The organism is Delftia sp. WY8 (genome assembly GCF_018437695.1).
GTDB classification, from domain to species: Bacteria; Pseudomonadota; Gammaproteobacteria; order Burkholderiales; family Burkholderiaceae_C; genus Comamonas; species Comamonas tsuruhatensis.
On sequence record NZ_CP049795.1, the window covers coordinates 5,208,580 to 5,233,199 of the forward strand.

Below are 24,620 nucleotides of genomic sequence, written 5' to 3' on the forward strand. Positions count from 1 at the left end.
CGCCTCAATCGGGTTCGAACAGGCGTTCGAAGCGTGCGATGTCTTCGGCCAGCTCGCAGCTCACCAGCTGGCCCATCTTGCCGTCGCCCAGCCGGTGGGCTGCAAACAGCGTGGCCTTGCCGCGAAAGCCGTAGTCGGGCAGGTGGATGATGGTGTAGGGATGGGGCACGAACAGCTGGTGCTCGTAGACCACGCGCTGCTCGTTGCGCGGCGAGGGATAGAGCGTGTATTCGGGGGTGGTGATCGTGAGTGTGGCCATGCGTGGCCCGCCGCAGCAAAAAAGCGCTGGGGGCGGGGGAGGGCAATGCTACCGCGTTCATCGCCTTCTGGCGCGTCACCGGCCTGCGACAATGCGGGCATGCAAGCAGCCCGTGTATCCATCCAGACCGAGGATTTCGACGTATCGGCCGAACTCGCCGCCCTGCGCTCCGGCGACGCCCGCGTGGGGGCGGTCTGCAGCTTCATCGGCACCGTGCGCGACCGCAACGAGGGCGCCACCGTGGCCAGCATGGAGCTGGAGCACTACCCGGGCATGACCGAGAAATCCATCGAGGCCATCATCGACGAGGCCGTGCAGCGCTTCGGCATCCATGGCGCGCGCGTCATCCACCGCATCGGCCCGTTGCAGCCCATGGACCAGATCGTGCTCGTGGCCGTCACCGCATCGCACCGGGGCATGGCCTTCCAAGCCTGCGAATACATCATGGACTACCTCAAGTCGCTGGCGCCTTTCTGGAAAAAGGAACAGACGCCCGAGGGCGCGCGCTGGGTGGATGCGCGCGTCAGCGACGAAGAGGCGCTGGCGCGCTGGCGCCAGTGAGCTGACGCTTCAGGCCCTGCGCAGTGCGGCACCCCGCAACCATTACGGCGGCCGGAACACCAGCAGGTTGCCGAACATCACCAGCAGCAGGCCACCCACGGCCAGCGGCGTCCACACATAGCCTTCGAAAAGTGCCGAGATACTGAGCGCAACGATGGGGAACAGCACCGTCGCATAGGCCGCCTTCTCGGGGCCCAGGCGCCCGACCAGGGTCAGGTAGGCCGTGAACGCGATCACCGAGCCCGGAATGGCCAGGTACAGCCAGGAGCCCACATAGGTCCAGCTGGCATCGAAGCGCCAGGGCAGGCCTGCCACCAGCGCATAGCCTGTCAGCAGCAGCGTGCCGGCCAGCATGCCCCAGGCATTGGTCTGGGCCGGCCGCCAGCCCATGGACTGCAGCGAGGCCGACAGCATGTTCCCGCAGGAAAAGCACAGCGTGCCCAGCACGGCCCAGCCCAGGCCGGGCAGGCTGGCATGCCGGCCTTCTCGCAGCTCGGGCCAGAACAGCGCCACCAGGCCTGCAAGGCCGAAGAGGCTGCCGGCCAGCACATGGGGCGCCAGCCTGCGGCCGTGGATGATGCGCGCCAGCAGCGCGTTCCAGAGATTGGCGCTGGAGAACACCACGGCGGCCAGGCCGCTGGCCAGCGTCTCGCTGGCATGCATGAAGCACACGAAGTTGAAGCTGAACAGGCACAGGCCCTGGGCCAGCACGCGCGGCAGCGCCGGGCCGCGGGGCACGCGCAGCTGGCGCGACCAGGCCAGCCAGGCGAACATCAGCACGGCGGCCAGCGCAAAGCGGTAGGCAATGGACAGCTCCACGGGCACGGCGCCCAGCTGCAGCTTCAGGGCGATCCAGGTCGAACCCCAGATCAGCACGACCAGGGCATAGAGGGTGGCAGTCATGGCCGGTGATGATGGCGCCGCAGGCTGGGCGGGCATGGCAGATTCCTGCGGTTTGATGGCCTGGCGCCATGCGTCGGTATGGCTGCGGGACCACAATCGCTGCCATGACGCCCACGCCGCTGCCCGAGCTGCCCTCCAGCCACCTGTGCCAGGTGCTGTCACGCTCCAAGGCCCGGCTGCAGCGGCGCGTGCGCCTGAGCGAGGGGGTGGAGCTGGCCGTCTGGGCCAATGTGGACGACGAGGTGCGCTACTGCCAGCCAGGCCACCACACGCTGTCGGTCTACCTGGCCGGCGGCGAGGGCTCGCAGCTCAAGGCGCGGCCCGAGGCCATGGGGGCGCCGGGGCGCATCTGCATCTTCACGCCAGAGGACGAATCGCACTGGCTGGTGCGCTCGCCCGTGCAGTTCCTGCACCTGTATGTGTCCGACCTGGCCTGGGCGGGGCGCGTGGTCCGAATGCTGGATGCCGAGCCCCGCTCACGCACCTTGCGTGCGCAGATCTACGGGGACGATCAGGCCTTCCACGCCGGTGCCCGTGCGCTGATGCAGCTGGACTGGCAGGACCCGCAGCAGCAACTGGCGGCCGATGCCATTGGCCAGCAGCTGGTGGACCGGCTGGTGCTGCAGTCCGCCACGCCGCGCCAGGTGCAGGCGCTGCAGCGGCCGCTGGGCGGGCTCTCTGCGGCCGTGCGGCGCAGGGTGCTTGCCCATATCGAGGCGCATCTGCATGACTCCAAGGCCGTGTCGCTGCCGGCACTGGCGAGACAGGCCTGCCTCTCGGAATTCCATTTCGCGCGCATGTTCCGCCAGAGCATGGGCTGCACGGTGCACGAATGGGTGCTGCAGCAGCGCCTGGCCCGGGCACGGCGCGCCCTGTCTGCGCGCAACGTGCCGCCGCTGGCCGAGCTGGCGCTGGATTGCGGCTTTTCCAGCGCCAGCCACCTGGTGCGCAGCTTCCGGGCGCATTTGGGCGTTACGCCTACGCAGTTCTCGATCTTTCAGCGCAATGCTTGAGAAGGATGGCCGGCCTCGCCGGCCTTGATCTGGCGCAAGCGTCTGTCCTTGCGGGCCGGGCATGGCTTGAAATTTGCCCTGCCGGTATCAGATAAATCGCAATGACCCTGTTTCAGGAGCGAAAAGAAACACCATGCGAATCGACAAACTGACAACCAAGTTCCAGGAAGCCCTGGCCGACGCGCAAACGCTGGCCCTGGGCGGTGACCAATCCAATATCGAACCCCTGCACCTGCTCGTGGCGCTGCTGCGCCAGGACGATGGTCCGCGCTCGCTCTTGCAGCGCGCCGGCGCCAACGTGGGCCAACTGCAGGCCGCGGCCGAGAAGGCCCTGGCAGACCTGCCGCGCGTGCAGCACCAGGACCAGGTGCAGGTCGGCTCCGAGCTGGGCCGGCTGCTGCAGGCGACCGAGAAGGAAGCCCTCAAGCGCGGCGACCAGTTCATTGCCAGCGAGCTGTTCCTGCTGGCGCTGACCGACAGCAGCGGCGCCTCCACGCGTGCGGGCCAACTGCTCAAGGAAAGCGGCGTGACGCGCTCCAGCCTGGAGTCGGCCATCAACGCCGTGCGCGGCGGCCAGACCATGGACAGCGCCGAAGGCGAAGGCCAGCGCGAGGCCCTCAAGAAATACACCATGGACCTGACCGAGCGCGCGCGCATCGGCAAGCTGGATCCGGTGATCGGTCGCGACGACGAAATCCGCCGCTCCATCCAGGTGCTGCAGCGCCGCAGCAAGAACAACCCCGTGCTCATCGGCGAGCCCGGCGTGGGCAAGACCGCCATTGTCGAGGGCCTGGCCCAGCGCATCGTGGCCGGCGAGGTGCCCGAAAGCCTCAAGAACAAGCGCGTGCTGTCGCTGGACATGGCGGGCCTGCTGGCCGGCGCCAAGTACCGCGGCGACTTCGAGGAACGCCTGAAGTCCGTGCTCAAGGAAGTGGCCCAGGAAGAGGGGCGCATCATCCTGTTCATCGACGAGATCCACACCATGGTCGGTGCCGGCAAGGCCGACGGCGCCATGGACGCGGGCAACATGCTCAAGCCGGCCCTGGCGCGCGGCGAGCTGCACTGCATCGGTGCGACCACGCTCGATGAATACCGCAAGTACATCGAAAAGGATGCGGCGCTGGAGCGGCGCTTCCAGAAGGTGCTGGTCGAGGAGCCCTCGGTCGAGGACACCATCGCCATCCTGCGCGGCCTGCAGGTGCGCTACGAGGCCCACCACGGCGTGGACATCACCGACCCGGCCATCGTGGCCGCGGCCGAGCTGAGCCACCGCTACATCACCGACCGCTTCCTGCCCGACAAGGCCATCGACCTGATCGACGAGGCTGCGGCCAAGATCAAGATCGAGATCGACTCCAAGCCCGAGGTCATGGACAAGCTCGAGCGCCGCATGATCCAGCTCAAGATCGAGCGCGAGGCCATGAAGAAGGAAAAGGACGAGGCCTCGCAAAAGCGCCTGCAACTGATCGAGGAAGAACTCGGCAGCCTGGAGCGCGAGTACGCCGACCTCGAAGACGTGTGGAAGAGCGAGAAGGCCAGCGCCCAGGGCTCCGAGCAGATCCGCAAGGAGATCGACCAGATCCGTATCCAGATCGACGAGCTCAAGCGCAAGGGCGACTTCAACAAGGTGGCCGAGCTGCAGTACGGCAAGCTGCCCTCGCTGGAAAAGCAGCTCAACGAAGCCCAGGCCAGCGAGCAGGGGCAGGGCGGTGCGCCCGCCCACAGATTGCTGCGCACCCATGTGGGCGCCGAGGAGATTGCCGAGGTGGTCAGCCGTGCCACGGGCATTCCCGTGGCCAAGATGATGCAGGGCGAGAAGGACAAGCTGCTGCGCATGGAAGACCGGCTGCATGACCGCGTCGTCGGCCAGGACGAGGCCATCTCGGCCGTGGCCAACGCCATCCGCCGTTCGCGCTCGGGCCTGTCCGATCCCAACCGGCCCACCGGTTCCTTCCTGTTCCTGGGCCCCACGGGCGTGGGCAAGACCGAGCTGTGCAAGGCGCTGGCCGGCTTCCTGTTCGACAGCGAAGACCATCTGGTGCGCATCGACATGAGCGAGTTCATGGAAAAGCATTCCGTGGCCCGCCTGATCGGCGCGCCGCCCGGCTACGTGGGCTACGAGGAAGGCGGCTACCTGACCGAGGCCGTTCGCCGCAAGCCCTACAGCGTGCTGCTGCTCGACGAGGTGGAGAAGGCCCATCCCGACGTCTTCAACGTGCTGCTGCAGGTACTGGACGACGGCCGGCTGACCGACGGCCAGGGCCGCACCGTGGACTTCAAGAATACGGTCATCGTGATGACGAGCAACATAGGCTCTTTGCTGATCCAGGCCATGGTCGGCGAGGATTACGATGATGTGAAAGACGCGGTCTGGGGGGAACTCAAGAACCATTTCCGACCCGAATTCCTCAACCGCATCGACGAGACCGTGGTGTTCCACGCGCTCGACGCGAAGAATATCGAGTCGATCGCAAGGATTCAGCTCAAGCTGCTGGAGCGGCGTTTGGAGAAAATGGACCTTGCGCTGCAGGTGTCCGACCAGGCACTGGCCGAACTGGCCAAGGTGGGCTTCGATCCCGTTTTCGGGGCCCGGCCGCTCAAGCGCGCGATACAGCAGCGGATCGAGAATCCGTTGTCGAAACTGCTGCTCGAAGGGCGCTTCCCGCCCAAGAGCACGATTGCGGTGCATGTGGACCCGGTACAGGAACCGGGCGTATTCCGGTTCGATGCGGCAGACTCCGCCTGACGCACCGGGCCAGCCAAGAAAGGCTTTGCTTTGAACGATTTCGTCGCCACCCTGACCCGCTGGGCCGTTCGCATCCTGCTGATGCTTGTGGGCCTGGTCTTCTTTGTCAGCCTGCTCACCGCAGCGGCGCTGCTGGCCCTGGTCTGGGCCGTGCGGGCGCTGTGGGCCAGGCTCACCGGCCAGCCGGTCATGCCCTGGGCCATGCGCATGAGCCCGCGGGCTGGCTGGCAGACCGTCTACCGCTCCGGCTCCGAGTGGATGGCCCAGCGCCCGCAGCGCGCCTACGGCGCGGCTGAAGGCGGTGGCCGTCGCGCAGGTGCAGGCGCAGGCGTGCTGCCGGGAGCGGGCGAGGTGACCGACGTTCAGCCCCGTGAAGTGCGCGAGCCCTGAAGCGTCTTGCTGCAGCCTTTACGCGGCCTGCGCATCTTCGCGCCCAGGCCGCGCATATCGGCCCGTATAGTCTGTAACCCTCGGGAGCCCGTGCAAGGCTCCCTTTTTTTTCTCCGAGCCGTTCTGGCTGCTTGCTGCCGTATCCAGCCAACCCGCAGGCGGCCTGTGCAGCATGAGAGCGTCTGCCGCGTCTTCTTACCATTGAGCCCTATGACCCAGATGGATCTTCATCGCGTCTTCGAACTTCAGTACCAGGCCAGCCGGGCGCAGGTGGACGTGCCGCTGCTGGTGCGCCGCGAGAGGCTGCTGCGCATGCAAAAGCTGCTGGACGAGCACGGCCCCGTGCTGGCTGCCGCAGTGCAGGCCGACTTCGGCATGCGCTCGCCACGGTTGACCGAGATGGTGGAGCTGTTCGTGCTGCGCAACCTGCTCAAGCACACGCTGCGCCATCTGGCGCGCTGGTCGGGGCGCCAGCGGGTGCGCACGCCGCTGATACTCATGCCGGGCCGGGGGTGGATAGAGCGCCAGCCGCTGGGCGTGGTGGGGGTGATCTCCCCGTGGAACTATCCGGTGCAGCTGGCGCTGGGGCCTGCCATCACGGCCCTGGCAGCGGGCAACCGCGTCATGCTCAAGCCCAGCGAACTCACGCCGCACACGTCGGCGCAACTGGCCGCGCTGGTGGGGCAGTTCTTTGCGCCCGAGGAGTTCGCCGTGATCGAAGGCGATGTGAGCGTGGCCACGCAGTTCTCGGGCCTGCACTTCGACCACTTGCTGTTCACCGGATCGACGGCCGTGGGCCGGCGCGTGGCCCAGGCGGCCGCAGCGCACCTGACGCCGACCACGCTGGAACTGGGCGGCAAGTCGCCCTGCATCGTCTCCACCGACTGCGACCTGAAGGAGGCGGCGCTCAAGATCGCACATGGCAAGCTCGTCAACGCAGGCCAGACCTGCATTGCCCCCGACTACGTGCTGCTGCCGCATGGACAGGAGGCCGAATTCGCCGAGGCCTTTCGCGCCGCCGCGCAGCGGCTGTTCCCGCGCTTTGCCGGCAACCCGGACTATGCCGCCATCCTCACCAAGCGCCACTTGGCCCGCCTGCGGCAGATGCTGCGCCAGGCCCAGGGCATGGGCGCCCATGTCGAATGGATGGAGGACGGCGGCGCCAGCCAGGAGGGGGCGGACATGGCCTGGGGTGATGCCGTGGAGCGCCAGATGGCACCGGCCCTGGTCTTCAATGCCACCAGCCAGATGCAGCTCATGCAGGAGGAGATCTTCGGCCCCATCCTGCCCGTGATCAGCTACGACAGGCTGGACGACGTGGTCTCGGCCATCAATGCCGGGCCCAGGCCGCTGGCGCTGTACTGGTTCGGCCGCGACGAGAAGGTGCGTGATGCGGTGCTGTCACGCACCATCAGCGGCGGGGTGACGGTCAATGACACCCTGCTGCACTTCGCGCACGAGAACCTGCCCTTCGGTGGCGTGGGCGACAGCGGTTGGGGTGCCTATCATTCGGAGCAGGGCTTTGCGCGGCTGAGCCATCAGAAGGCGGTGTTCGTGCAGTCGCGCTGGTCAGGGGCCGCCATGCTGTATCCGCCCTATGGTGCGAAGTTCGATCGCATCATGGAACTGATGCGCCGCTGGCTGTGAGCAAGGGCTCGATCGGGCGTGTTGCCGGGCATGCCTGCATCGTGAGTAATTGTCAACTGATTCCTTGGCGAGCCTTGTGTTGCATGCACTAGCTGCTCTTTTTTGAAGAGCACATAGCACATCCGATAGCCGAGGGCAAGAAAACGAGCACAGCCGTACTTGCGTGCATGGCTAAGGGGCTCGATGCACGCAAAAAGCGCGATTCCGGTGAAAATCACGCCCTTCTATTTTCACCTGTTTTCGTTTCGGTTTTTCCATGTCTAGTATCCAGGTTCGTCCAGCCACTCTCCGCGATGCAAAAGCGATTGCCCAGATCCATACTGCTTCCGCCATGGAGGCTTACCGAGGTCTGGTTCCCGATGACCAGCTCAAGAGCATGTCGTCGGTAGAAAAACGCCAGGCCTATTGGCGCGAAGCCATTGAATTTTGCGAGCCCCAGGTTCAGGTCGCCATCGATGGCGACAAGATCGTCGGCTTCGTCGGCTTCGACCGCTCGCGCGATGAGAAGTCGCGCCAGACCACCGGTGAAATCTGGGCCATCTATGCTGCACCTACCCACTGGAATCAGGGTGTGGGCGTAGCCCTGTGGGACGCCGCACGCGACGGCCTGCTTGAAGAAGGCTGCACCAATGTCACGTCGTGGGTGCCGCTGCGCAATGAACGCGCGCTGCGCTTTCACGAGCTCGCCGGCTTCAAGCGCGAAATGTCCACCGCCAAGACGGCCCAGGTGGGCGGTCTCAAGATCGAGGAAGTGCGGCTCAAGCGCGCACTGAACTGATCGGGTCTCCGACCCGCTTTCCCCCTAAATCACTCACGGAGCAGCAGGCCTTGTCCTCTTCCCAGAACTGGTCCCTGCTGCAATGGCAGGAGAACGAGGCCACGCAGGCAGCGCTGTGGCGCGCGGACAGCACCATGACCGCACCGCGCCGCATCGTCATCGCCGACGACAGCCTGTCTGCCGACAGCGCCTACCGCTTGGCCTGCGAAGGCCAGGCGATGCTGTGGCGCGGCGATTTCCAGAATGCCAGGCAATTGCTGTCGGCGCTGGGCCGCCGCCTGGACAAGCCTGCACGTGAGACGTCCGCCAAGGCTCGCCATCGGCGGGCCGGCAAGGAAGACGCCAAGCCTGTCTTTCCCCATGCCTTCCACCTGCACCGCCAGGCGCTGGCGCAGCGGGCACGCATTCTGTCCAGCGTGATGATCGAGCTCGATGCCAGCTGGCATTGCGCCCTGCGCCGCGCCCCGGACTGGAGCGAGGCCTGCCGCGAGGCCTGGGGCGACATTCCCGCCGATCAGGGTGCGCGCAGCGTCATCGTTCCCTTGCGTGAACTGCTGGGCGCGCTGGGCGCGCATGAGTGGCGCAAGAAGGGCGTGGCCCTGGCTGTGCCGGGCATGCCGGAGTTCAGCATTCATCCGCACTACGGCGTGTTCTCCCCGGTGCGCGGCGAGTACCTGGATCTGGTGGCGCAGGCGCCCCTGCCGGCCGCAGCCCAGCAGGCCGATGCCGCAGTCTGGGATATCGGCACGGGCACGGGTGTGCTTTCCGCTCTCTTGCTGCACCGTGGCGTGCGGCAGGTGGTGGCCACCGACCTGAGCGACCGGGCCCTGGCCTGTGCGCAGGACAACCTGCAGCGACTGGGATTGGCGCAGCGCGTGAGCCTGCGCAAGGCAGACCTGTTCACCGAAGGCCGGGCCGCCCTGGTGGTCTGCAATCCACCGTGGTTGCCGGGCAAGGCCAGCTCCCTGCTGGAGCAGGCCGTCTACGACGAAGGCAGCCGCATGCTGCGCAGCTTTGTGCAAGGCCTTGCAGCGCATCTGCTGCCGGGCGGCGAAGGCTGGCTGATCCTGTCGGATCTGGCCGAGCATCTGCAACTGCGCTCGCGCGAGCAATTGCTGGAGTGGATCGAGGCCGCTGGCCTGCAGGTCCTGGGCCGAGAGGACATCCGCCCGCGCCATGGGAAGGCTGCGGACGCTGTCGATCCGCTGCACGCCGCACGCGCTGCCGAAGTCACCTCGCTGTGGCGCCTGGCGCCTCGCTGATCGCCGGCACCCACGCTTTCATCCCGGTCAGGCGCCTTGCGCTGCCATTGACTCGTTTGCCTGCTGGGGCAGCAGATGCTGCAGCCGCTCGCGCAGCGCATCCGCGCGCTCGTTGCCGGCATGCTCCTGCACGGTCTGCAGCAGCTGCAAGGCGGCGGCCTGCAGGGCCGCCAGGTCGCGCGCTTCGCGCAGCAGATGGCGCAGCACCTGGGCCTTGTCCTCATGGCGGTTGGCGAACATGCGCTCGCACAGGTCGAACAGATACATGCGTGTGCCGGCCAGATTCAGCGTGGCGGCAGGGCCTGGTGAAGCGGGTTGCCTGGCAGCGGCTGGCGCCATCGCGGGGGGCTGCGGCTGGGGCGATGTTTCGATGGCATTGCCGGCCAGGCGCTGAAGATGGCCGCTGTCTATCAGCTGCTGTACCAGCTCCCTGGCCTGGGCACCCAGCACCTGCTGCAGCTGCTCCTCGGTGCGGCCATCGGCCATCAGCAGCACCGAGCGCTCGCGCAGCGGCAGGCTGCGCCGGCCGGGCTGCAGCTCTTCAAGGGCCTTGGCGGTTTTTTGCAGCAGCATGGTTGGGGCAGGGGAGTCCGACAAGCCCCGATTGCACGTTACATGAATGACCGTGGCGTGAAAAAGCCATGACAACTGGTCCGGTGCAACTTGCTGCGGCAAGGGCACAATCGCCTGCCGCCGCCTTGATGAGGGGCGATTCGAAGGGGCAGGCGGCCAATACGGGCCGCAGGAATATTGTTTGATCTGTAACAGGAAGACGGGGCTGCAGGCCCCGGAACACAGCTGATGAGACTGTTGCTGGCGCCCATGGAGGGCTTGCTTGATTTCGTGCTGCGCGATGTGCTCACGCGCGTGGGCGGTGCGGACCGCTGCGTCTCTGAGTTCATCCGCGTCACGGGGACGCTGCTGCCCGACAAGGTATTCCTGCGCACCATGCCGGAATTGAACAATGGCAGCCGGACGCTGGCGGGGGTGCCCGTGCGGGCCCAGTTGCTGGGATCGGACCCGGACAGCATGGCGGCCAACGCGGCCAATCTGGCGCGCCTGGGGCCGGAGGGCATCGACCTGAACTTCGGCTGCCCGGCCAAGGTGGTCAACCGCCACGGCGGCGGCGCTGCGCTGCTGCAGGACCCGGAACAGATTGCGCGCGTGGTGGGCGCCGTGCGTGCCGCCGTGCCAGCGGCCATGCCCGTGTCGGCCAAGATGCGGCTGGGCTTCAACGACACCGCCCTGATGACCGAATGCGCCCAGGCCATGCAGGCCGGCGGTGCCTGCGAAATCGTCGTTCATGCCCGCACCAAGCTCGATGGCTACCGCCCGCCCGCCTACTGGGAGATGATCCCGCGCATCCGCGAATCCGTGACCGTGCCCGTGGTGGCCAACGGCGAGATATGGACGGTGCAGGAGGCGCTGCGCTGCCGCGAGCAATCGGGTTGCAGCGACCTGATGCTGGGGCGGGGAATCGTTGCCGACCCGGGCCTGGCGCTGGCCATTCGCGCTGCCGTTGAAGGTGAGCAGACCCCGGCCGCCGAGGTGTGCTGGAGCGACCTCGTGCCCCAGGTTCAGCGCTTCTGGGACATGGTCTGCGAGGACCTGGAGCCGCGCCAGCGCGCAGGCCGTCTCAAGCAATGGCTGAACCTGCTGCGCCGCCGCTTTCCCGAGGCCGAGCAGGCCTATCAGGAGGTGCGCACCCAGACCGATCAGCGCGAGATCACCCTCTGGGTCCAGGCGCTGGCTCGGCGCCAGGAGTGGGCGGGGTTGTAGCGCTGTCGCCCGCCTACAGCAGGTGGTCCGGCGCCAGCGGGCCCAGGAGCTTGAGCATCAGGCGCAGGCCCCAGCTGGCATCGGGCTCGCTGTGCTCGTCGGCGCGGTCGCTGTCTTCCGAGGCCCGCCAGACCAGTCCTCCATCCTTGTCGATCTCCACGCGCCAGCTGCCGTCCTGCAGGCCCTCGTCAATACTTTGCGTGGCCAGCCTGCCGAACTCGCGGCTGGCGATGAGCAGGGCGATCTCGGTGTTCTGCAGTTGCGAGCGCAGGTCCAGATTCATCGAGCCGACTGCCACCAGGTGACCATCCACCACCAGCAGCTTGGAATGCAGCATGGCGCGCGAGGCACCCGTGGCGCCTGAAGGACCGCCACCGCCACTGCTGCCCGAGCCAAACGCAGAGCGGACACTGGCCGCTGTGCTGCGCATCTCATAGAGTTCAACGCCCATCTCCAGCAACGCCTTGCGATGGCGTGCATAGCCGGCATGGGCCAGGGGCGCGTCATTGGAGGCCAGTGAATTGGTCAGGATGCGCACGCGCACCCCGCGTTGCCGCGCGCCGCGAAACGCCTCCATCATGTCCGGACCGGGCACGAAATAGGGCGAGACCACCAGTAGATCGCGCCGCGTCTTGCGGACCAGGGCCAGCAGGCCGTCCACTACCGAATCGGCCTCCAGTACCGGGCGCGCCGCCTGGCGCAAGGCCGGAGTTGGCTGGCCCATGGACAGCGTGCCAGCAGGCTTGGCCTGCGGGCTGTTCGGGGCGGGTGTGGCTGGCGCAGACGCGTCCGCACTGGTGCTCGGGCTGTCATCCCTGTCCAGCGGGATCTTGGCCGGCTGGTCCACCAGCACGGCGGCCGAGGCCCAGGTCCATGGCGCCTTGCGCAAATCCATGGGCTGCTGGTCCCAGATGATGCGGCTGTGTGCGGCGGCCTGCTCAGCCGTCTTTGCCTCTTTGGCGGCAACGGCAGGCGTAGGGTCCTCGTCCTGCGCCTGATCGCCATCATCGGCAAAGCGCTCGCGCAGCTGCTTGAGCTCCTTGAGACTGATGAGCGACTGAACCGGATAGGCGCGCGGGTTGTTCCAATAGCTGTCGAAGCTGCGTGACAGATCGCCGACCACCGGCCCCGCAGCCAGCACGTCGAGGTCCACGAAATTGCTGGCGCTGTCCGCGTCGAAATACGCATCGCCCAGATTGCGCCCCCCGATCACGCCCATGGCGTTGTCGGCAATGAAGAGCTTGTTGTGCATGCGCTGCTGCGCCCGCTGGAAATCCGTCAACAGCGTATAGGCCCGCCCCAGCACGGAACTGCGTGCGCCCGCCAGCGGGTTGAACATGCGCATCTCTATGCCCGGCACAAAGGCCAGCCGCATGACCTGCGCATTCGCACCCGTGCTGTGGAAGTCGTCCAGCAACACCCGCACCCGCACGCCACGCCGCGCCGCCTCCACCACGCCGCGCAGCAGGCGCTGCGTGCTCTCGTCGGCATGGATGGCGTAGTACTGCAGGTCCAGCGTCTGCTGCGCACCCTCGACCAGGGCCAGCCGTGCGCCGTAGGCGGCCTGGGCGCCGGACAGGAGGGTGAAGGCGGAGGTTTGAGGCCTGACGCTGGCTGGCCGCAATTGCTGCACCAAAGAGCCCAATGGCGTGCTTTGCGGAGCTTCCAAGGCGGCGGTGACGGGGCGATCGACCTGAGAGGGCAAGCTGCTGGCGCAGCCGCAGACCACGGCGGACACCAGCAGGACAAGCGTGGTCCGCAGGCCTCGGAAGAGGCTGACGGATGGAAGAGGCTGTAGGTTGCGAGCGCCGGACATGATTCGAAGATTTGGCCCAAGGATCGGTCAATCGGGTGTCGGACGGCTGCGCCAGCCGCTGGTCCAGGAAGCTGCTGTCCGCGTCAGAAGCTGGCGCGCCCTTCAACACGAGCGACAACGCGCAGATCCGGCCCTATACGCTGCACATCGTGCAACTCCAGCGCAAGGGCCTCGGACAGCGCGTCCAGTGGCCCGAAACTGGCAATGCCCATGCCACCCGTGCCCAGCAGCTTGGGGGCCAGGTACAGCAGCAGTTCATCGACCAGCCCTTCGCGTATCAGCGAGCCATTGAGCTTGAAGCCTGCTTCCACATGCAGCTCGTTCGTACCGCGCGCGGCCAGGTCACGCAGCATGGCGGCCAAGTCCACCTTGCCGTGCGCGTTGGGCATGTGGATGATCGTCGCGCCAGCCGCCTGCAAATCTTCGGACCGCAAAGTATCCTGACTGCTGGTGTAGATAAGGCAGCCGCCGGGCGTTTTCAGCACCTGGGCGGTGAGCGGCGTGTCCAGCCGGCTATCCACCACCGCGATGCGCGGTTGGCGCTGGGTAGGCACTTCACGCACGTTCAGACGCGGATCGTCTTCCAGCACCGTGCCTATGCCCGTCAGCAGGGTGCAGGCCCTCGCGCGCCAGGCATGGCCGTCGGCACGTGCCTCGGGCGAGGTGATCCATTGGCTGACACCGTTGTGCAATGCGGTTGCGCCGTCAAGGGAACTGGCGGCCTTCATGCGCACCCACGGTATGCCGCGCAGCATGCGGCTGAAGAAGCCGATGTTCAGTTCGCGCGATTCGGCGGCACCTGGTCCCACCTCCACCTGTACACCTGCAGCACGCAGCCGCGCAAAACCTTGGCCAGCTACCTGGGGATTGGGATCGGTGAGTGCGCCTACCACCTTGGCAACGCCTGCAGCGATCAGGGCATCGCAGCAGGGACCTGTACGGCCCTGGTGCGAGCAAGGCTCCAGCGTCACATAGGCGGTGGCTCCGCGCACATCCCCGCCCTGTGCTGCGGCATCGCGCAGCGCCATCACTTCGGCATGTGGGCCACCAGCCTGCTGGGTGAACCCCTGGCCAACGACCCGGCCATCGGGTGCCACCAGTACGCAGCCCACGCGCGGATTGGGGGAGGAAAGAAAAAGCGCCTGGGCGGCGAGCCCAAGCGCTTGGTGCATGTGTGGCACGGTGTTTTTCATGGTGCCTGGGATGGTAACAAGCCTGGGCTCGATCAGCGCCTGGCAGATTGGCATCTACCCGGTGCTCACTTGCCCCAGCAGTCGGTAACGATGGTGCCTGTCGTGGCTCCGTTGGCTCCACGCAGGCCGCTTTGCGTCAAGGTGTAGTTGCCGCACTTGTCGTTGGCTTGGGCTCCCTTGGGTGTGGCTGTCAGCGTAAAAGTACTTCCATCTGTTGAATTCAATGAAATGTCGTAGCGGCTGGAAGGAACCGTCTTCAAGGAAGCGGGGAACGCGGCAGTAAGTGGGTAGGTTCCATTGGAGGTGGCTGCACGCTCCAACCATTGTGCCGCCTGCAATAGGCCCGCCCTGGCTTCTGCTCGATGCCCGCGTCGGATGTACTCGTTGTAGCTCGGCATGGCGATGGCTGAAAGTATGCCTACCACGGCGACCACAATCATCAATTCGATCAGTGTAAATCCACCGTATCTTGTTTTCATGATTTTATTTTCATCAATCTTCATTAATTGAGTTGTCGCCAGTTGGGGCGCAGCAGCAACTCTGGGATTTTTGCTAAAGAATCGCAATTGGTGCCGCAGCCGCCACCACCACCACCACCACCACTGCTGCTGCTGCCCTTACGGATCTGCAGTGTCTTTGTACTGAAGCGAAGTTCTTTGGTATCTGCCGTCATGCGGTTGGCATATTTGTCACCGGAGTTGTAGAGACCATCTCCATTTTGGTCGAGAATCTGTGTCCGTGGGCGTGCTCCTTGATCAATTGTGAGCAGGGTGCGAAAAGGCTTCGCGGCCTTTGGTGTCGGTTCACAACTTTCTTCAGAACCAGCTGTAGCGCCTCCAGATGCCGGTACTTCACTCATGATTTCGAGAACACTGCTTCCGTCAAAGAACTCAATGGCCCTGAGGACACGCTCTCCAGCTTCTGGTAGGTCGAAATACCATCCTTTGACCGCAGTGCAATTTGATTTTCCTCGGCAGTCAAAAATGGCGCGATTTTCAGTGACCGCCCAGAAATCACGGCTGGCGCTTGAACCTTCTCCACTTTTCTTGGCGCCTTCGATCATTTGACTCATTAGCTGGGAGCGGGATACGGTTGCAGGGGTGGGGTCTGAGGTTTGTGAGACTACCTTGCCTTTATTTTCTCCCGTCAAGCTTATTTTATAGCGCGTGTTGTCAAGAACGGAATAGACGGTCTGCTTGGAGTCGGTGTCCGTGCGATCACCTTCAGTCAGACTGCGGCCCGTCCCAAAGGCAACCATCAGTCCGCCTACCTGTCTGTTCGGGCGTAGCACTGGTGGCGTGGTGATCGGTTGCCGGCTTGTGGCACTGCCGGTCACCCCCGTGGAATAGGTGGCAGTGAATAATGGCTGACCATCGAAGGCGACGCCCCAATTGGAAGCATTATTGCTGGAGATGTCGAATTTCCAGAGATTTCCACGCAGATCTCCTGCATAGACGATATCCGGAATGCTATCTCCATTGACGTCAAGGAACTGTGGAGTGGATAGACCATTCTGATCTGCTTCCACATTCTTGGGATTGGTGACGGGGACGGCAGAGATTTTCTGGAGTTCCTTGTTGCCGTCCAGATATTGAATCAGCAGAACAGGCCTTTCATTGATGCTGTTGTAGCCGTTGCCCATGATGACTGCCCAGCGCCCATTGTTGGTTTGCGTGATTTGCAATGCTCTTTGAGGGTTCGCCTCATCAACCACCGGGGTTCCGAAAATATGACCAATATCGTCGTCAACGGCATCTGTTTTGTCCATGACAACCAGGGTGCTGGCATTGGTCTTTGTAAAGTTCGAGGAAATCAGCCCGTCGGTGGTTCCTGGTTTTGTGACATCAAGAACAAAATAACCCTTTCCTCCGGCACCCAGTGTGCCGGTTAGGTAGGTGGCCCAATTGGCGGAATTCTGCGTCCCAAGATTGACATCACCTGTAAAAGGCGATCCATCCACATAATATCTGTGAGTGTATCCAGTATTGGAGAACTCTGGAAGGTTCTTGATGACTCCGCGTGGAACGTAGGCTATTTTTTCAGAGCCATCAATTGCGGAGAAACCATGCAGCATGCCATCATTGCCACCTACATAAAGCATTGGGATGCGCTTGCTCTGCACGCCGACATAGCTGATATAGCTATTCGCACTGTAGCTTAGCGATGGAGGGCCTGCATACCAGATGTTGGAGTTAACAATGTCTGCTTGGCGGGACTTTCTCTGGCGAAAAACGCCATTAGTCTGATTCTCTTCCTTACTGCGATCTCCGCGAATATAGTTGACTCTGTCTTTGCCGCGACCATCGCTGGGCGTGAGATTAAGGAGTGCTTGTTGTGCGGTGCTCAGTGGTGTTGTCGTTCCCCACTCAAAAGATATCCCGGCGCTTCCATCGTGGGACAGGATCAGTCGAGAGGTAATGTCTGCCGGGGACAAGGCATCAAGCTTGTCAGCAGTGGTCATGTGATTGTTAGGAGCTGTTTTGTTTGGATTGGTACCCCATGATGGGTTTGGGGCCGTGGTCCAAGTAATTTTCTGAGGATTCTGTGGATCTACGACGATAGAGATTTTCTCGGATGCGACAAAGCCGCTCCAGCGGTTCTTGTTTGAGTTGAGATCCTCGGCAGCAACGTAGCCTGATTGGAAGGATTCCGTATTGTTGCGGCTGATGGAGCTTGAAGCACTGGTGAAGCCTGTCAGCGGACTTGTATTGTCCGCGACAATCGATGTGAAAATTTCGTCAAATGCCTTTTCCAGGTCGGCACCGGTCTGTACGGGGAAGAATTTCCCACGACTGTTAATTGCCATGTGCCATAGCTCTTCAGGGCGGACATAATCGGTAATGGCTTGGCCGCGGCGACTTCCGCTGGTGTAACTGCCGTCGTAATCAGTGTCGGTAGCATCCGTCCACGTCTTGGTGCCTAAGATGGCTTCTGTGAAGCCGTCTCCGTACATGCCATTCGTGAAAATAGGATTGCTTCCACTGTTGTCCCAATTGCTGGCGCGTGCACCATACCCAATCGTATGGGTGACAAGGTGCTGCCATGTTGCCGGATCATTCTTGGGATTCCATTCTGGTTTGATGGTCACAGATTTGTTGCCCATCTTGAATGTCTCATCCGTCGATTTTTTGGGCTCAAAGGGTATTTGGTTCCCGATGTTGGGTTGTAAATCAGTCGACCAATAATGAAAAGCCATGTCGGCAAGAGTAGGGTATGCGTAATAATAGTCTTTTCTGCTGATGGTTTGTTTTTTCGTGCCCCCACCATAGTTGTCTCGATATATCTTGGTCTGGTCGCTTGTCGTGCTATAGGTCAGTGTGGGACCATATTTCGATGCATCCGGCTGTGGAAGTGCCTTGCTTGTTCCATCTGAATTTCCAATGGCCTCCGCATGGGTGCTGATCATCTTGGTTTGAAAGTCGAATGCATCAAAGCTGGTGCTCGGCAGATAACTGTTCCAGCCACCATCGGTCATGAAGACGTGGTATGCCCTGCGGCATGAAATGGGCCTGCTATCGGCCACGCCAGGAGTCGCATTCCACGGGCTATCCTTGCCAGTGGTCTTCATATATTGACCTGCATTCCACATCATCGTATGAGATGGTGTGCCACCACTGGCGGATATGGAGTCCACCCATGTGGAAAAATTTGTTTTGTGCGTGCCGGAGAAAACTGCCATGGCATTCTTGCCATCGCATCCTGACTGGCTGCTGGGGATATCATTGCATCGCCACATTGACTGCCATGCCAGACGAAACTGGTTGTCATACTTGCTGGTATTGATCAGGACATTTTTCAGACCGTTCTTCAGTGAAGAGATGCGTGACGGCTGACTGCTCGTTGCACTGCCTCCCGCATCATTCCAGGCCATACTTCCCGAATCATCAACCGACAACACCACGTTCGGTATGGGCATTTTGTGTGCCGAACCTGCAGGGTACTGTGCAAGCGGGATCTCTGCGGAAAATGCTGATGGATTCGTGAATGCGGAGATCAAGGCGCAGACGAGGGCTTGCTGTGGAAATGAAGGAAGTTTCATGGTTTTCTCCGTCTATTTATTCGGCCAAGCTGAGGGAAAGGGCAGATTGGAGTACAACCTCTGTTCCGGGTTTTAGTCCTCTGGCCAATGCCGTAATGCGATATACCCATCTTTTCTTCCGGGAGGGTGAAAATGTTTCCACGTTGGAGCCAGGTGGAACCCCACCTAGCAGGGAAATGTTGGGGTCTACATAGGGAAGGACTTCAACCCAATACCAGGCTCCACGCCTTTGCTTCATATCGCTTGGAGTGGCTGTGATGTTGAGTATCGGGTTTCCTGCGTCGCCAGTTTTTGCTCCCGTAAACTGTCCATAGCGTGCGCCAACATCTGCTGCAGTCATCTGAGCAAGGCGGTCAGGGTCATGCCAAAAATCCTGTGGATCTTTGAACTTCTGGCAGATGCCTTTGTAGCATTTTGAATCCTGGGTATCCAGGAAATTAATGAGCTTAGGGAGATCTTTTGTCTCTATGTCGAAATACGCGGAAGTTGTTCTGCGACAAATATCTCCTTTGGAAGAGTCTGGGACACAGAAGGAGCCGTCAGTGTTGACGCCGCGTATATCCATTTCTGCATCTTGCAGCATGGCTTGTGCTGCCTCGAAGGCTCGACGGTAATCTGCATCATTGCCGACAATCATTTCGTTAAGTAATGTGGTTCGCGATGCCCACAAAGCCAAAAGCATGGATAGAAGAACCAGCACGATGATGACGTATAGCGAGATGCCCTGCTGCCTGGACCTTCGAAGAAGACCGGAGGGTGAATGGTGAGGATGGGGCGTGCCATTCATGATTGCACCTGGCCTTGGCTACGAATTTGAAAAGTGTTTTTGAAGACCATACGCAGGCGATTCCCTCGAGAAACAGAGCTGCCATCGCATTTCGTGTAGTTGGCTCCCGCTGTATCTAGGGTTTCTGTGCCTTCCAACTCCAGGCAGACTTCGATTGCATATACATCGCGCCAACCGTTAGGCGATGAAGAGGCTGTGGAGGCATTGGCATATATGGTTTTGGGAAACCCAGTTTTTGCACTGGTAGGTTCCTGTATGAGATAGCGAATCTTCATGTCTTTGACATTGCGGATTATTGGTTTTGCAGTGCCGCCGACACCTTCGCAGACAAGCTCGTTATCGCTAGATATTCGAAATTTGCTCTCTATAACATAGTTTGATGACACGCCATTGTTTTCACCAAGGCAGTCTCGCAACTGATTCCCGGAAACCAGAGCCGTTGCAGGGGGAGGAGGTGTTATTTGTTCTTGATAATTTTGATATCCAATGCTCAAGGCATACTCGCTGCTGCTGGGGGTGTCAATGCCTTTAAGCATTTTCTCTCCTCTGCTAAACATCGGGCGTTGTCCAGCAGGATCTGGGGGGTCGAATGCTACGGGCAGCATGGCGTAGGACGTCTCTGAAGGTGTGAATGCAGTGGCATCAAGGCTCAGTTGAATGGTGCCCGCTTGGCGAACCTGTGAGCCAATTACCCGAAAGGCATAAGCGGCTTGCTGCTGCATGTTACTGGCATCGCTGACTGTTCCTGAGACACCCCGAGAAATCATCAAGGCACCGATGCCTACTGCCACCGTCAAGAGTCCTATGGTGATGCCTACCAACAGCTCAAGAAGTGTAGCTCCCGCCTGAAGCAACGGAGGAGCTAATTTTCTGGTTGAGTGGTGTGTATTTGTTCTCATGAACTATCTCTTTAGTTTCTGGATTCAGCCTGGGCAATAAACGGGTACGTTGCCATTTAACGATCCCATTGGGAAGGGGGTGCAGCGCTGGTTAGGTTGAATATATTGGAGGTGGCATATCAACCCATCTGGGCAGCTTATGCGGGCACTCCCTGTATTGGCTGGTGCAAATGGCTCGGTATATTTTTCATCGTTGCTTCCATCGGCTGCCTTGTGTTCCTTTTCATTGGCCTTCCAGGCAACCATCACACCCAGTTGTCGGCGGTTTTCAGCGGCGCTGTCTACCGCGCTGATAAAAATGGCCGCGTCTCCCTTGGGGAGAGTTGCTTTGACAGCCTCTTTCCATTGTTTGACGTCGTAGGCACCCATCTCCGACAAGGTGCATCCGTCTGTTGCGCACGTGCCTGTAGGTGTGTCATTCCAGGTGCTTTCATATGCACTCAGACTGCCCAGTCCATTAGGGTTGGCTTGAATTTTCTCGCTCAAATCCTCTATCAGTCGAATGGCTTGGGCGCGGTTGAGGCTGGTTTGGGTATCTGCGAGATTTCGCAGTTGCAAGCCGAGAATCCCAAGAATGCCCAACGACATCACGACAATGGCAACAAGAGATTCGATCAGGCTGATGCCGGATTGAATATTGGCCGCACGTATTGTTTTCATGGTGGTTCTTGGTACTGGTGCTGCATCGCAGATCTGCAAGCCATGATGGATATTCATGGAAAGCAAAGGAGGTAGCCCGATTTTGGCAACGCGGGATTGAAAGAAGGATTTTTTGGGATTCAGCATGTGCCATCCCCCGTGTTCAATCGGCGGATCATTCCTCCTGCTGCCACGCAAAGCGTTGCAGCGGCCGAGTTGGTGGCATTTGAGCCTTGGGGGAAGAGGCGGAAATTGAAACTGCTGCTTCCGGCGCTGGCAAGCTGGCCCCAACGGTCCACCGTGATATATCCGTTGCTGCTTGCGAGATTGATTTCCAGCTTGGTAGGGGCAGAAGATGTCTGAAGCGTCAGTTCACCGGAGTCCTGGGTGGCGTTGTTGTTGGCATCGATAAAGACAGTCCAGCCGCAACCCCACTGTGTATTGGCGTCGGCCGCGGTGCAGCCATTGCCACTGGCGATCTTTTTGAGGACGATCTTTCCACCGCGCTTGATGGCTTCTGAGCGTGCGTAATAGAGGATGGACTGAAGGTCTTCGGTCGCTGCGCGTACACGCCATCGTTCGATGAGTGGCCGAAAGCTGGGTGCTGCCAACGCAGCCAGTATGGTGATGATGGCTATCACAACCATCAGTTCGATTGTGGTGAAGCCACGTGTGGCCAGCCTTAGTTGTTGGCTGGACAGGCTGGATGTGGGAGGGGCAGCGTACATTGGCGCATCCTAGATTTCTGGATGCGCGTTGGGAGTTCATTCCGGATGGATGGCTCAGGCAGCGGGATGAGTGGTGCGCTTTGTAAACCTCCGCTCAGTTCGTCTGGCAGTCACTTGCCGATGCTGAGCGAGAGGGAGTGAAGGGGCGTAAATCTCCCAGTTAGACGCACTTGCTCGGATCTCCTTGGATCCTTGTGTCGCGGATGCGCAGCAACAGGTCAAGAAGCTGGCACTCTGAACTTGTAAGACTACCGCCCCCAGCACTCCACCGCAGTGGTATTCACACCCAGGCCGAGCGCATCACGCTCGCCCGTATGGGTCAGCGTGAAATCGCCACATCGGTCACCGAACTGGGAGCCGCGGCGTGTGGCGATCAGGGTGTAGGTGTCGTCGTCGTGGCCGCTGGTTGACAGGAAGTCGATGGTGTAGCGCTTGCTGGAGTCGTGGGCCCAGGTCAGGTCTGCAGGCAGCTCGGTGGGGTAGGTGCCGTTGGCGGTGGCGGCGCGCTCCAGCCATTGCTGGGCCTGGAGCAGGCCGGCGCGGGCGTCGGCGCGGTGGACTGCGCGGATGTACTCGTTGTAGCTGGGGACGGCGACCGTGCCGAGGATGACGATGACGGCCACGACGATCATGAGTTCGATGAGCGTGAATCCTGGGGATCGAGGGCGGCGCATGTGGTGCCTCATTTCATTTGGCGCCAGCTGGGGCGCAGGGATTGCTCCGGCATGCGGGCGAGTACATTGCGACGGCCTTCGGCGTCGTAGCCGATGGCGTGATGGCCCTTGTGGAGCAAGGCCTGGGATCCCCTGGCGACGCTTGTGCGCGAGACCTCCTCATCTGCCGTGCCGTAGACCCCATCGCCGTTGCTGTCCATCAACGGAACGCCGGGTCGCTTGCCATCCATGATGTTCATGAATGTCAGGAATTGGCGCTCCTCGCTCGCATTGCAGGCGTCGGGCGGGCTTGCGCTTTCGCCGGGGCGCCTGGGGGATCCGGCAGGTATCTGGCTGTAGATCGCGAGGATGTTGCTGCCGTCGTGGAAGCCCATTGGCTTGAGCAGGCGCTCGCCCGGCAGGGGCAGGTCCATGTACCAGCCTTTGTGCCGCGTCCAGTCGAGGTCGGTCGTGGAGTCAACGCGCCAGAAGCCTTGGCCGGCGGCCCCTGCCGGCTGATGGTTCACCGAGCGCCTGGCCAGTTCTCCGATGCCTGAAACGGGTGCCGCTCGCTGTCCGTCAGGCTGCCTGCAGTCCGAATCCTTGCCATCGAGGCAAGCTTGCACTCTGCCGTCCGCGAGCAGCCTGTAGCGGGTGCTGTCGAGGATGGAATAGATGCTCTGGACCGCTGTGTTGCCAGAATCCTGCCGCGTGATGTGGCGTCCGGTACCGAATGCCACCAGCATGCCGCCTGCCGTCAAGCGCTCGCGCCCTTCTTTGGCATTTTTGCTGGCCCTGCGCCGGTCATTGGCGCGTACGGAAGGAGGAGCGGTGATGGCTTGACGCAGGTTGCGAGTGGCCGATGGAGAACTGCCACCCCAGGCTGTGTACAGCGGCCGGCCGTCGAAGGCCACGCCCCAGCGGGAGGAGGCACCGCTGGCGATGAGGAATTTCCACAGATTGCCCTGGATGTCACCTGCGTAGACCACATCGGCCCGGCCGTCTCCATTGATGTCCACGAGGCGCGGGGCGGAGAGGCCGTTGTGGGTGGTCTCGGGGGTGGTGCCGGTTGGGGTATTGCCCGTGGCAACGAGGCGCAACAGCTCCTGGTTGCCATCGAGATACTGGATCAGCAACACGGGCCGCTGGTTGGTGCTGTGGTAGCCGTTGCCCGTCACCAGTGCCCAGCGATGGTTGTTCAACTGCGTGATCTGAGTGCTGCGTTGCGGGTTGGCATCGTCCAGCACGGGCGCCGCAAAAATATGGCCCAGGTCTTTGTTTTCCTGGCAAGTGGCGCGCTGGCGCATGTCATCCAGGCTGGTGCAGTCGCCGGGATCGCTGTTGCGTGTCTGGGTTCGGTCAAGCAGGACCAGCGAGCTGGCACCGGACTCGCTGAAAGCCTCCGGATGGGTGATGTCCAGCACGAAGTAGCCCTTGGCTCCGGCGCCCGCCATGCCAGCCAGCACAGTGCGCCACTGCGAGGACGCAACGCTGCCCGAGGGGATGTCGCCGCTCATGGCGGAGCCGTCCACAAAGTAGCGATGCCGGGCGTCGTAGTCGGGGTCGGAAAGTCTTGCCAGTCCGGAGATCACGCCTCGTGGGATGTAGGCGATCTTTTCCCTGCCGTCGGTGGCCGAAAAGCCATGCAGCATGCCGTCATTGCCGCCTGCATAGATCATGGGCTGGCGGTTCTGCTGGGCGAGGGTATAGGCGGCATAGCCCGGCAGGGGCCAGTTGTCCACGGGATGGCCGGTATGCCAGATCTGGGAGTTGACGATGTCGCCCTGGCGCGAGCTGCGCTGGCGAAAAGGACGGGTGGGGCCAACGCGCGGCGGTTGTCCCGGCGCTTCCATGCGGCGGTCGCCGCGTATGAAGTTGAGCCTGTGCTTGCCCAGGTTGTCTGCTCTTCCTTCGACATCGATGCCCAGGGAGGCTTTCTGCCGGTGGTCGAGTTCATTCCACTTGAAGGACACGCCTCTTTGCAGTCTGTCGCTCCAGGTCAGGATCAGACGGTCATTGATTGCCTGTTCGTCGCTGAGTGCATCCAGGTGGCCGGCCGTGGTTTTGCCTTGCCAGCTGGCTGTTGCGGTGAGGCTGCCATCGGCCTGGACGGTTTCTGCGCTGATCCAGCCGCTCCAGGCCGCTTTTGCGCTGTAGCGGGCGCTGAATATGTCCACGCCGGCCCGCGTAATCACGCTGCCGCTGGAGGCCATGGAGCTGCTGCGGCCCTTGGCATCTGCCTGTTGTCCGGCCGGGCAGTCTTCAATGGGCGCGGCGAATTCGGTGCCATCTGCCAGAACCCTGGCAACTGGAGTGTCTGCCTCCAAGACCTGCTGGACCTGGATGGGTGCCGGCAGGCCAGGCTTTATCGTGACCTTGACTCGGGGCCCAAGCGACGACTGGATCATATCCATTGCCTGGCTGTTTTGCGCGGCCAGGACTGCAGCGGCCATGGCTGCGGCTGTCGGCGCTGGCAGCAGGATGCGCCGGAGCCAGGGATGGCAGAGGTGGGGCATGTCAGGTGTCCT

Annotated in this window: 21 protein-coding genes; 8 read left to right on the forward strand and 13 right to left on the reverse strand. The window is 62.0% G+C overall.

What is annotated here, in order from left to right; all coding sequences use genetic code 11:
- Nucleotides 1-4: 4 nt before the first annotated feature.
- Nucleotides 5-259 (reverse strand): hypothetical protein, encoded by a 255-nt coding sequence (locus tag G4D77_RS23935; protein WP_016447741.1) that lies wholly within the window; start codon nucleotides 257-259, stop codon nucleotides 5-7.
- A 99-nt stretch (nucleotides 260-358) separates the two neighbouring features.
- Between G4D77_RS23935 and moaE the strand changes: the two genes are divergently transcribed.
- Nucleotides 359-820: a molybdopterin synthase catalytic subunit MoaE gene (gene moaE, locus G4D77_RS23940; RefSeq protein WP_017404080.1), complete on the forward strand. Its 462-nt coding sequence runs from the start codon at nucleotides 359-361 to the stop codon at nucleotides 818-820.
- A 42-nt stretch (nucleotides 821-862) separates the two neighbouring features.
- On the opposite strand, the gene G4D77_RS23945 is transcribed toward moaE, so the two are convergent.
- On the reverse strand, nucleotides 863-1,723 hold the full coding sequence (locus G4D77_RS23945; protein WP_227740932.1) for a DMT family transporter: 861 nt from the start codon (nucleotides 1,721-1,723) through the stop codon (nucleotides 863-865).
- Between the two features lie 104 nt (nucleotides 1,724-1,827).
- Here G4D77_RS23945 and G4D77_RS23950 point away from each other — a divergent pair, with 104 nt between their 5' ends.
- The 6 genes from G4D77_RS23950 (at nucleotide 1,828) to G4D77_RS23975 (ending at nucleotide 9,559) form a co-directional block, all read left to right on the forward strand.
- Nucleotides 1,828-2,736 (forward strand): AraC family transcriptional regulator, encoded by a 909-nt coding sequence (locus G4D77_RS23950; protein WP_017404082.1) that lies wholly within the window; start codon nucleotides 1,828-1,830, stop codon nucleotides 2,734-2,736.
- A gap of 133 nt (nucleotides 2,737-2,869) precedes the next feature.
- A complete protein-coding gene (gene clpB / locus G4D77_RS23955; protein WP_151019235.1) occupies nucleotides 2,870-5,482 on the forward strand; it encodes an ATP-dependent chaperone ClpB in 2,613 nt (870 codons plus the stop codon).
- Between the two features lie 30 nt (nucleotides 5,483-5,512).
- The gene (locus G4D77_RS23960; protein ID WP_016447736.1) at nucleotides 5,513-5,872 is read left to right on the forward strand and encodes a hypothetical protein; all 360 of its coding nucleotides are present in this window, start codon (nucleotides 5,513-5,515) and stop codon (nucleotides 5,870-5,872) included.
- Between the two features lie 210 nt (nucleotides 5,873-6,082).
- Nucleotides 6,083-7,519, forward strand: coding sequence for an aldehyde dehydrogenase family protein (locus G4D77_RS23965; protein WP_154833695.1), 1,437 nt, complete (start codon nucleotides 6,083-6,085; stop codon nucleotides 7,517-7,519).
- A 256-nt stretch (nucleotides 7,520-7,775) separates the two neighbouring features.
- Entirely contained in the window at nucleotides 7,776-8,297 is a 522-nt protein-coding gene (locus G4D77_RS23970; RefSeq protein ID WP_026062042.1) for a GNAT family N-acetyltransferase, read from the forward strand.
- 50 nt (nucleotides 8,298-8,347) lie between these two features.
- Complete coding sequence (locus G4D77_RS23975) at nucleotides 8,348-9,559, forward strand: N5-glutamine methyltransferase family protein (RefSeq protein WP_154833696.1); 1,212 nt, start codon at nucleotides 8,348-8,350, stop codon at nucleotides 9,557-9,559.
- 27 nt (nucleotides 9,560-9,586) lie between these two features.
- Here G4D77_RS23975 and G4D77_RS23980 read toward each other — a convergent pair whose 3' ends face one another.
- A complete protein-coding gene (locus G4D77_RS23980) occupies nucleotides 9,587-10,132 on the reverse strand; it encodes a hypothetical protein (RefSeq protein ID WP_154833697.1) in 546 nt (181 codons plus the stop codon).
- A 228-nt stretch (nucleotides 10,133-10,360) separates the two neighbouring features.
- Between G4D77_RS23980 and G4D77_RS23985 the strand changes: the two genes are divergently transcribed.
- Nucleotides 10,361-11,338 (forward strand): tRNA dihydrouridine synthase, encoded by a 978-nt coding sequence (locus tag G4D77_RS23985; protein ID WP_016447731.1) that lies wholly within the window; start codon nucleotides 10,361-10,363, stop codon nucleotides 11,336-11,338.
- 13 nt (nucleotides 11,339-11,351) lie between these two features.
- Here G4D77_RS23985 and G4D77_RS23990 read toward each other — a convergent pair whose 3' ends face one another.
- The 10 genes from G4D77_RS23990 to G4D77_RS24035 form a co-directional block, all read right to left on the reverse strand.
- Entirely contained in the window at nucleotides 11,352-13,154 is a 1,803-nt protein-coding gene (locus G4D77_RS23990; RefSeq protein WP_154833698.1) for a phospholipase D family protein, read from the reverse strand.
- 83 nt (nucleotides 13,155-13,237) lie between these two features.
- On the reverse strand, nucleotides 13,238-14,326 hold the full coding sequence (gene ribD / locus G4D77_RS23995; protein ID WP_250134231.1) for a bifunctional diaminohydroxyphosphoribosylaminopyrimidine deaminase/5-amino-6-(5-phosphoribosylamino)uracil reductase RibD: 1,089 nt from the start codon (nucleotides 14,324-14,326) through the stop codon (nucleotides 13,238-13,240).
- Between the two features lie 86 nt (nucleotides 14,327-14,412).
- Complete coding sequence (locus tag G4D77_RS24000) at nucleotides 14,413-14,826, reverse strand: type IV pilin protein (RefSeq protein WP_154836330.1); 414 nt, start codon at nucleotides 14,824-14,826, stop codon at nucleotides 14,413-14,415.
- Nucleotides 14,827-14,849: 23 nt separating this feature from the next.
- A complete protein-coding gene (locus G4D77_RS24005) occupies nucleotides 14,850-18,386 on the reverse strand; it encodes a pilus assembly protein (protein ID WP_154833700.1) in 3,537 nt (1,178 codons plus the stop codon).
- Nucleotides 18,387-18,402: 16 nt separating this feature from the next.
- A complete protein-coding gene (locus G4D77_RS24010; protein ID WP_154833701.1) occupies nucleotides 18,403-19,173 on the reverse strand; it encodes a pilus assembly PilX family protein in 771 nt (256 codons plus the stop codon).
- On the reverse strand, nucleotides 19,170-20,072 hold the full coding sequence (locus G4D77_RS24015) for a PilW family protein (RefSeq protein ID WP_154833702.1): 903 nt from the start codon (nucleotides 20,070-20,072) through the stop codon (nucleotides 19,170-19,172). Before G4D77_RS24015 ends, G4D77_RS24010 begins: the two co-directional genes overlap by 4 nt.
- Before the next feature lie 24 nt (nucleotides 20,073-20,096).
- On the reverse strand, nucleotides 20,097-20,858 hold the full coding sequence (gene pilV, locus G4D77_RS24020) for a type IV pilus modification protein PilV (protein ID WP_154833703.1): 762 nt from the start codon (nucleotides 20,856-20,858) through the stop codon (nucleotides 20,097-20,099).
- Nucleotides 20,852-21,439: a GspH/FimT family pseudopilin gene (locus tag G4D77_RS24025; RefSeq protein WP_052947221.1), complete on the reverse strand. Its 588-nt coding sequence runs from the start codon at nucleotides 21,437-21,439 to the stop codon at nucleotides 20,852-20,854. Before G4D77_RS24025 ends, pilV begins: the two co-directional genes overlap by 7 nt.
- Before the next feature lie 248 nt (nucleotides 21,440-21,687).
- Nucleotides 21,688-22,113: a type IV pilin protein gene (locus G4D77_RS24030; protein WP_026062047.1), complete on the reverse strand. Its 426-nt coding sequence runs from the start codon at nucleotides 22,111-22,113 to the stop codon at nucleotides 21,688-21,690.
- An 8-nt stretch (nucleotides 22,114-22,121) separates the two neighbouring features.
- Nucleotides 22,122-24,608 carry a pilus assembly protein gene (locus G4D77_RS24035; RefSeq protein WP_154833704.1) on the reverse strand — a complete coding sequence of 829 codons (2,487 nt, stop codon included), beginning with the start codon at nucleotides 24,606-24,608 and terminating at the stop codon, nucleotides 22,122-22,124.
- Nucleotides 24,609-24,620: the final 12 nt, after the last annotated feature.

Bases quoted from the DNA above. Each gene is read 5' to 3' on its own strand.
- G4D77_RS24025 (WP_052947221.1), bottom strand. From the start codon at position 21,439: ATGTACGCTGCCCCTCCCACATCCAGCCTGTCCAGCCAACAACTAAGG.
- pilV (WP_154833703.1), bottom strand. From the start codon at position 20,858: ATGCTGAATCCCAAAAAATCCTTCTTTCAATCCCGCGTTGCCAAAATC.
- clpB (WP_151019235.1), top strand. From the start codon at position 2,870: ATGCGAATCGACAAACTGACAACCAAGTTCCAGGAAGCCCTGGCCGAC.
- G4D77_RS23945 (WP_227740932.1), bottom strand. From the start codon at position 1,723: ATGACTGCCACCCTCTATGCCCTGGTCGTGCTGATCTGGGGTTCGACC.
- G4D77_RS24030 (WP_026062047.1), bottom strand. From the start codon at position 22,113: ATGCGCCGCCCTCGATCCCCAGGATTCACGCTCATCGAACTCATGATC.
- ribD (WP_250134231.1), bottom strand. From the start codon at position 14,326: ATGCACCAAGCGCTTGGGCTCGCCGCCCAGGCGCTTTTTCTTTCCTCC.
- G4D77_RS24010 (WP_154833701.1), bottom strand. From the start codon at position 19,173: ATGAATGGCACGCCCCATCCTCACCATTCACCCTCCGGTCTTCTTCGA.
- G4D77_RS23970 (WP_026062042.1), top strand. From the start codon at position 7,776: ATGTCTAGTATCCAGGTTCGTCCAGCCACTCTCCGCGATGCAAAAGCG.
- moaE (WP_017404080.1), top strand. From the start codon at position 359: ATGCAAGCAGCCCGTGTATCCATCCAGACCGAGGATTTCGACGTATCG.
- G4D77_RS24035 (WP_154833704.1), bottom strand. From the start codon at position 24,608: ATGCCCCACCTCTGCCATCCCTGGCTCCGGCGCATCCTGCTGCCAGCG.
- G4D77_RS24005 (WP_154833700.1), bottom strand. From the start codon at position 18,386: ATGAAACTTCCTTCATTTCCACAGCAAGCCCTCGTCTGCGCCTTGATC.
- G4D77_RS23950 (WP_017404082.1), top strand. From the start codon at position 1,828: ATGACGCCCACGCCGCTGCCCGAGCTGCCCTCCAGCCACCTGTGCCAG.
- G4D77_RS24000 (WP_154836330.1), bottom strand. From the start codon at position 14,826: ATGAAAACAAGATACGGTGGATTTACACTGATCGAATTGATGATTGTG.
- G4D77_RS23935 (WP_016447741.1), bottom strand. From the start codon at position 259: ATGGCCACACTCACGATCACCACCCCCGAATACACGCTCTATCCCTCG.
- G4D77_RS23990 (WP_154833698.1), bottom strand. From the start codon at position 13,154: ATGTCCGGCGCTCGCAACCTACAGCCTCTTCCATCCGTCAGCCTCTTC.
- G4D77_RS23985 (WP_016447731.1), top strand. From the start codon at position 10,361: ATGAGACTGTTGCTGGCGCCCATGGAGGGCTTGCTTGATTTCGTGCTG.
- G4D77_RS23965 (WP_154833695.1), top strand. From the start codon at position 6,083: ATGACCCAGATGGATCTTCATCGCGTCTTCGAACTTCAGTACCAGGCC.
- G4D77_RS23980 (WP_154833697.1), bottom strand. From the start codon at position 10,132: ATGCTGCTGCAAAAAACCGCCAAGGCCCTTGAAGAGCTGCAGCCCGGC.
- G4D77_RS24015 (WP_154833702.1), bottom strand. From the start codon at position 20,072: ATGAGAACAAATACACACCACTCAACCAGAAAATTAGCTCCTCCGTTG.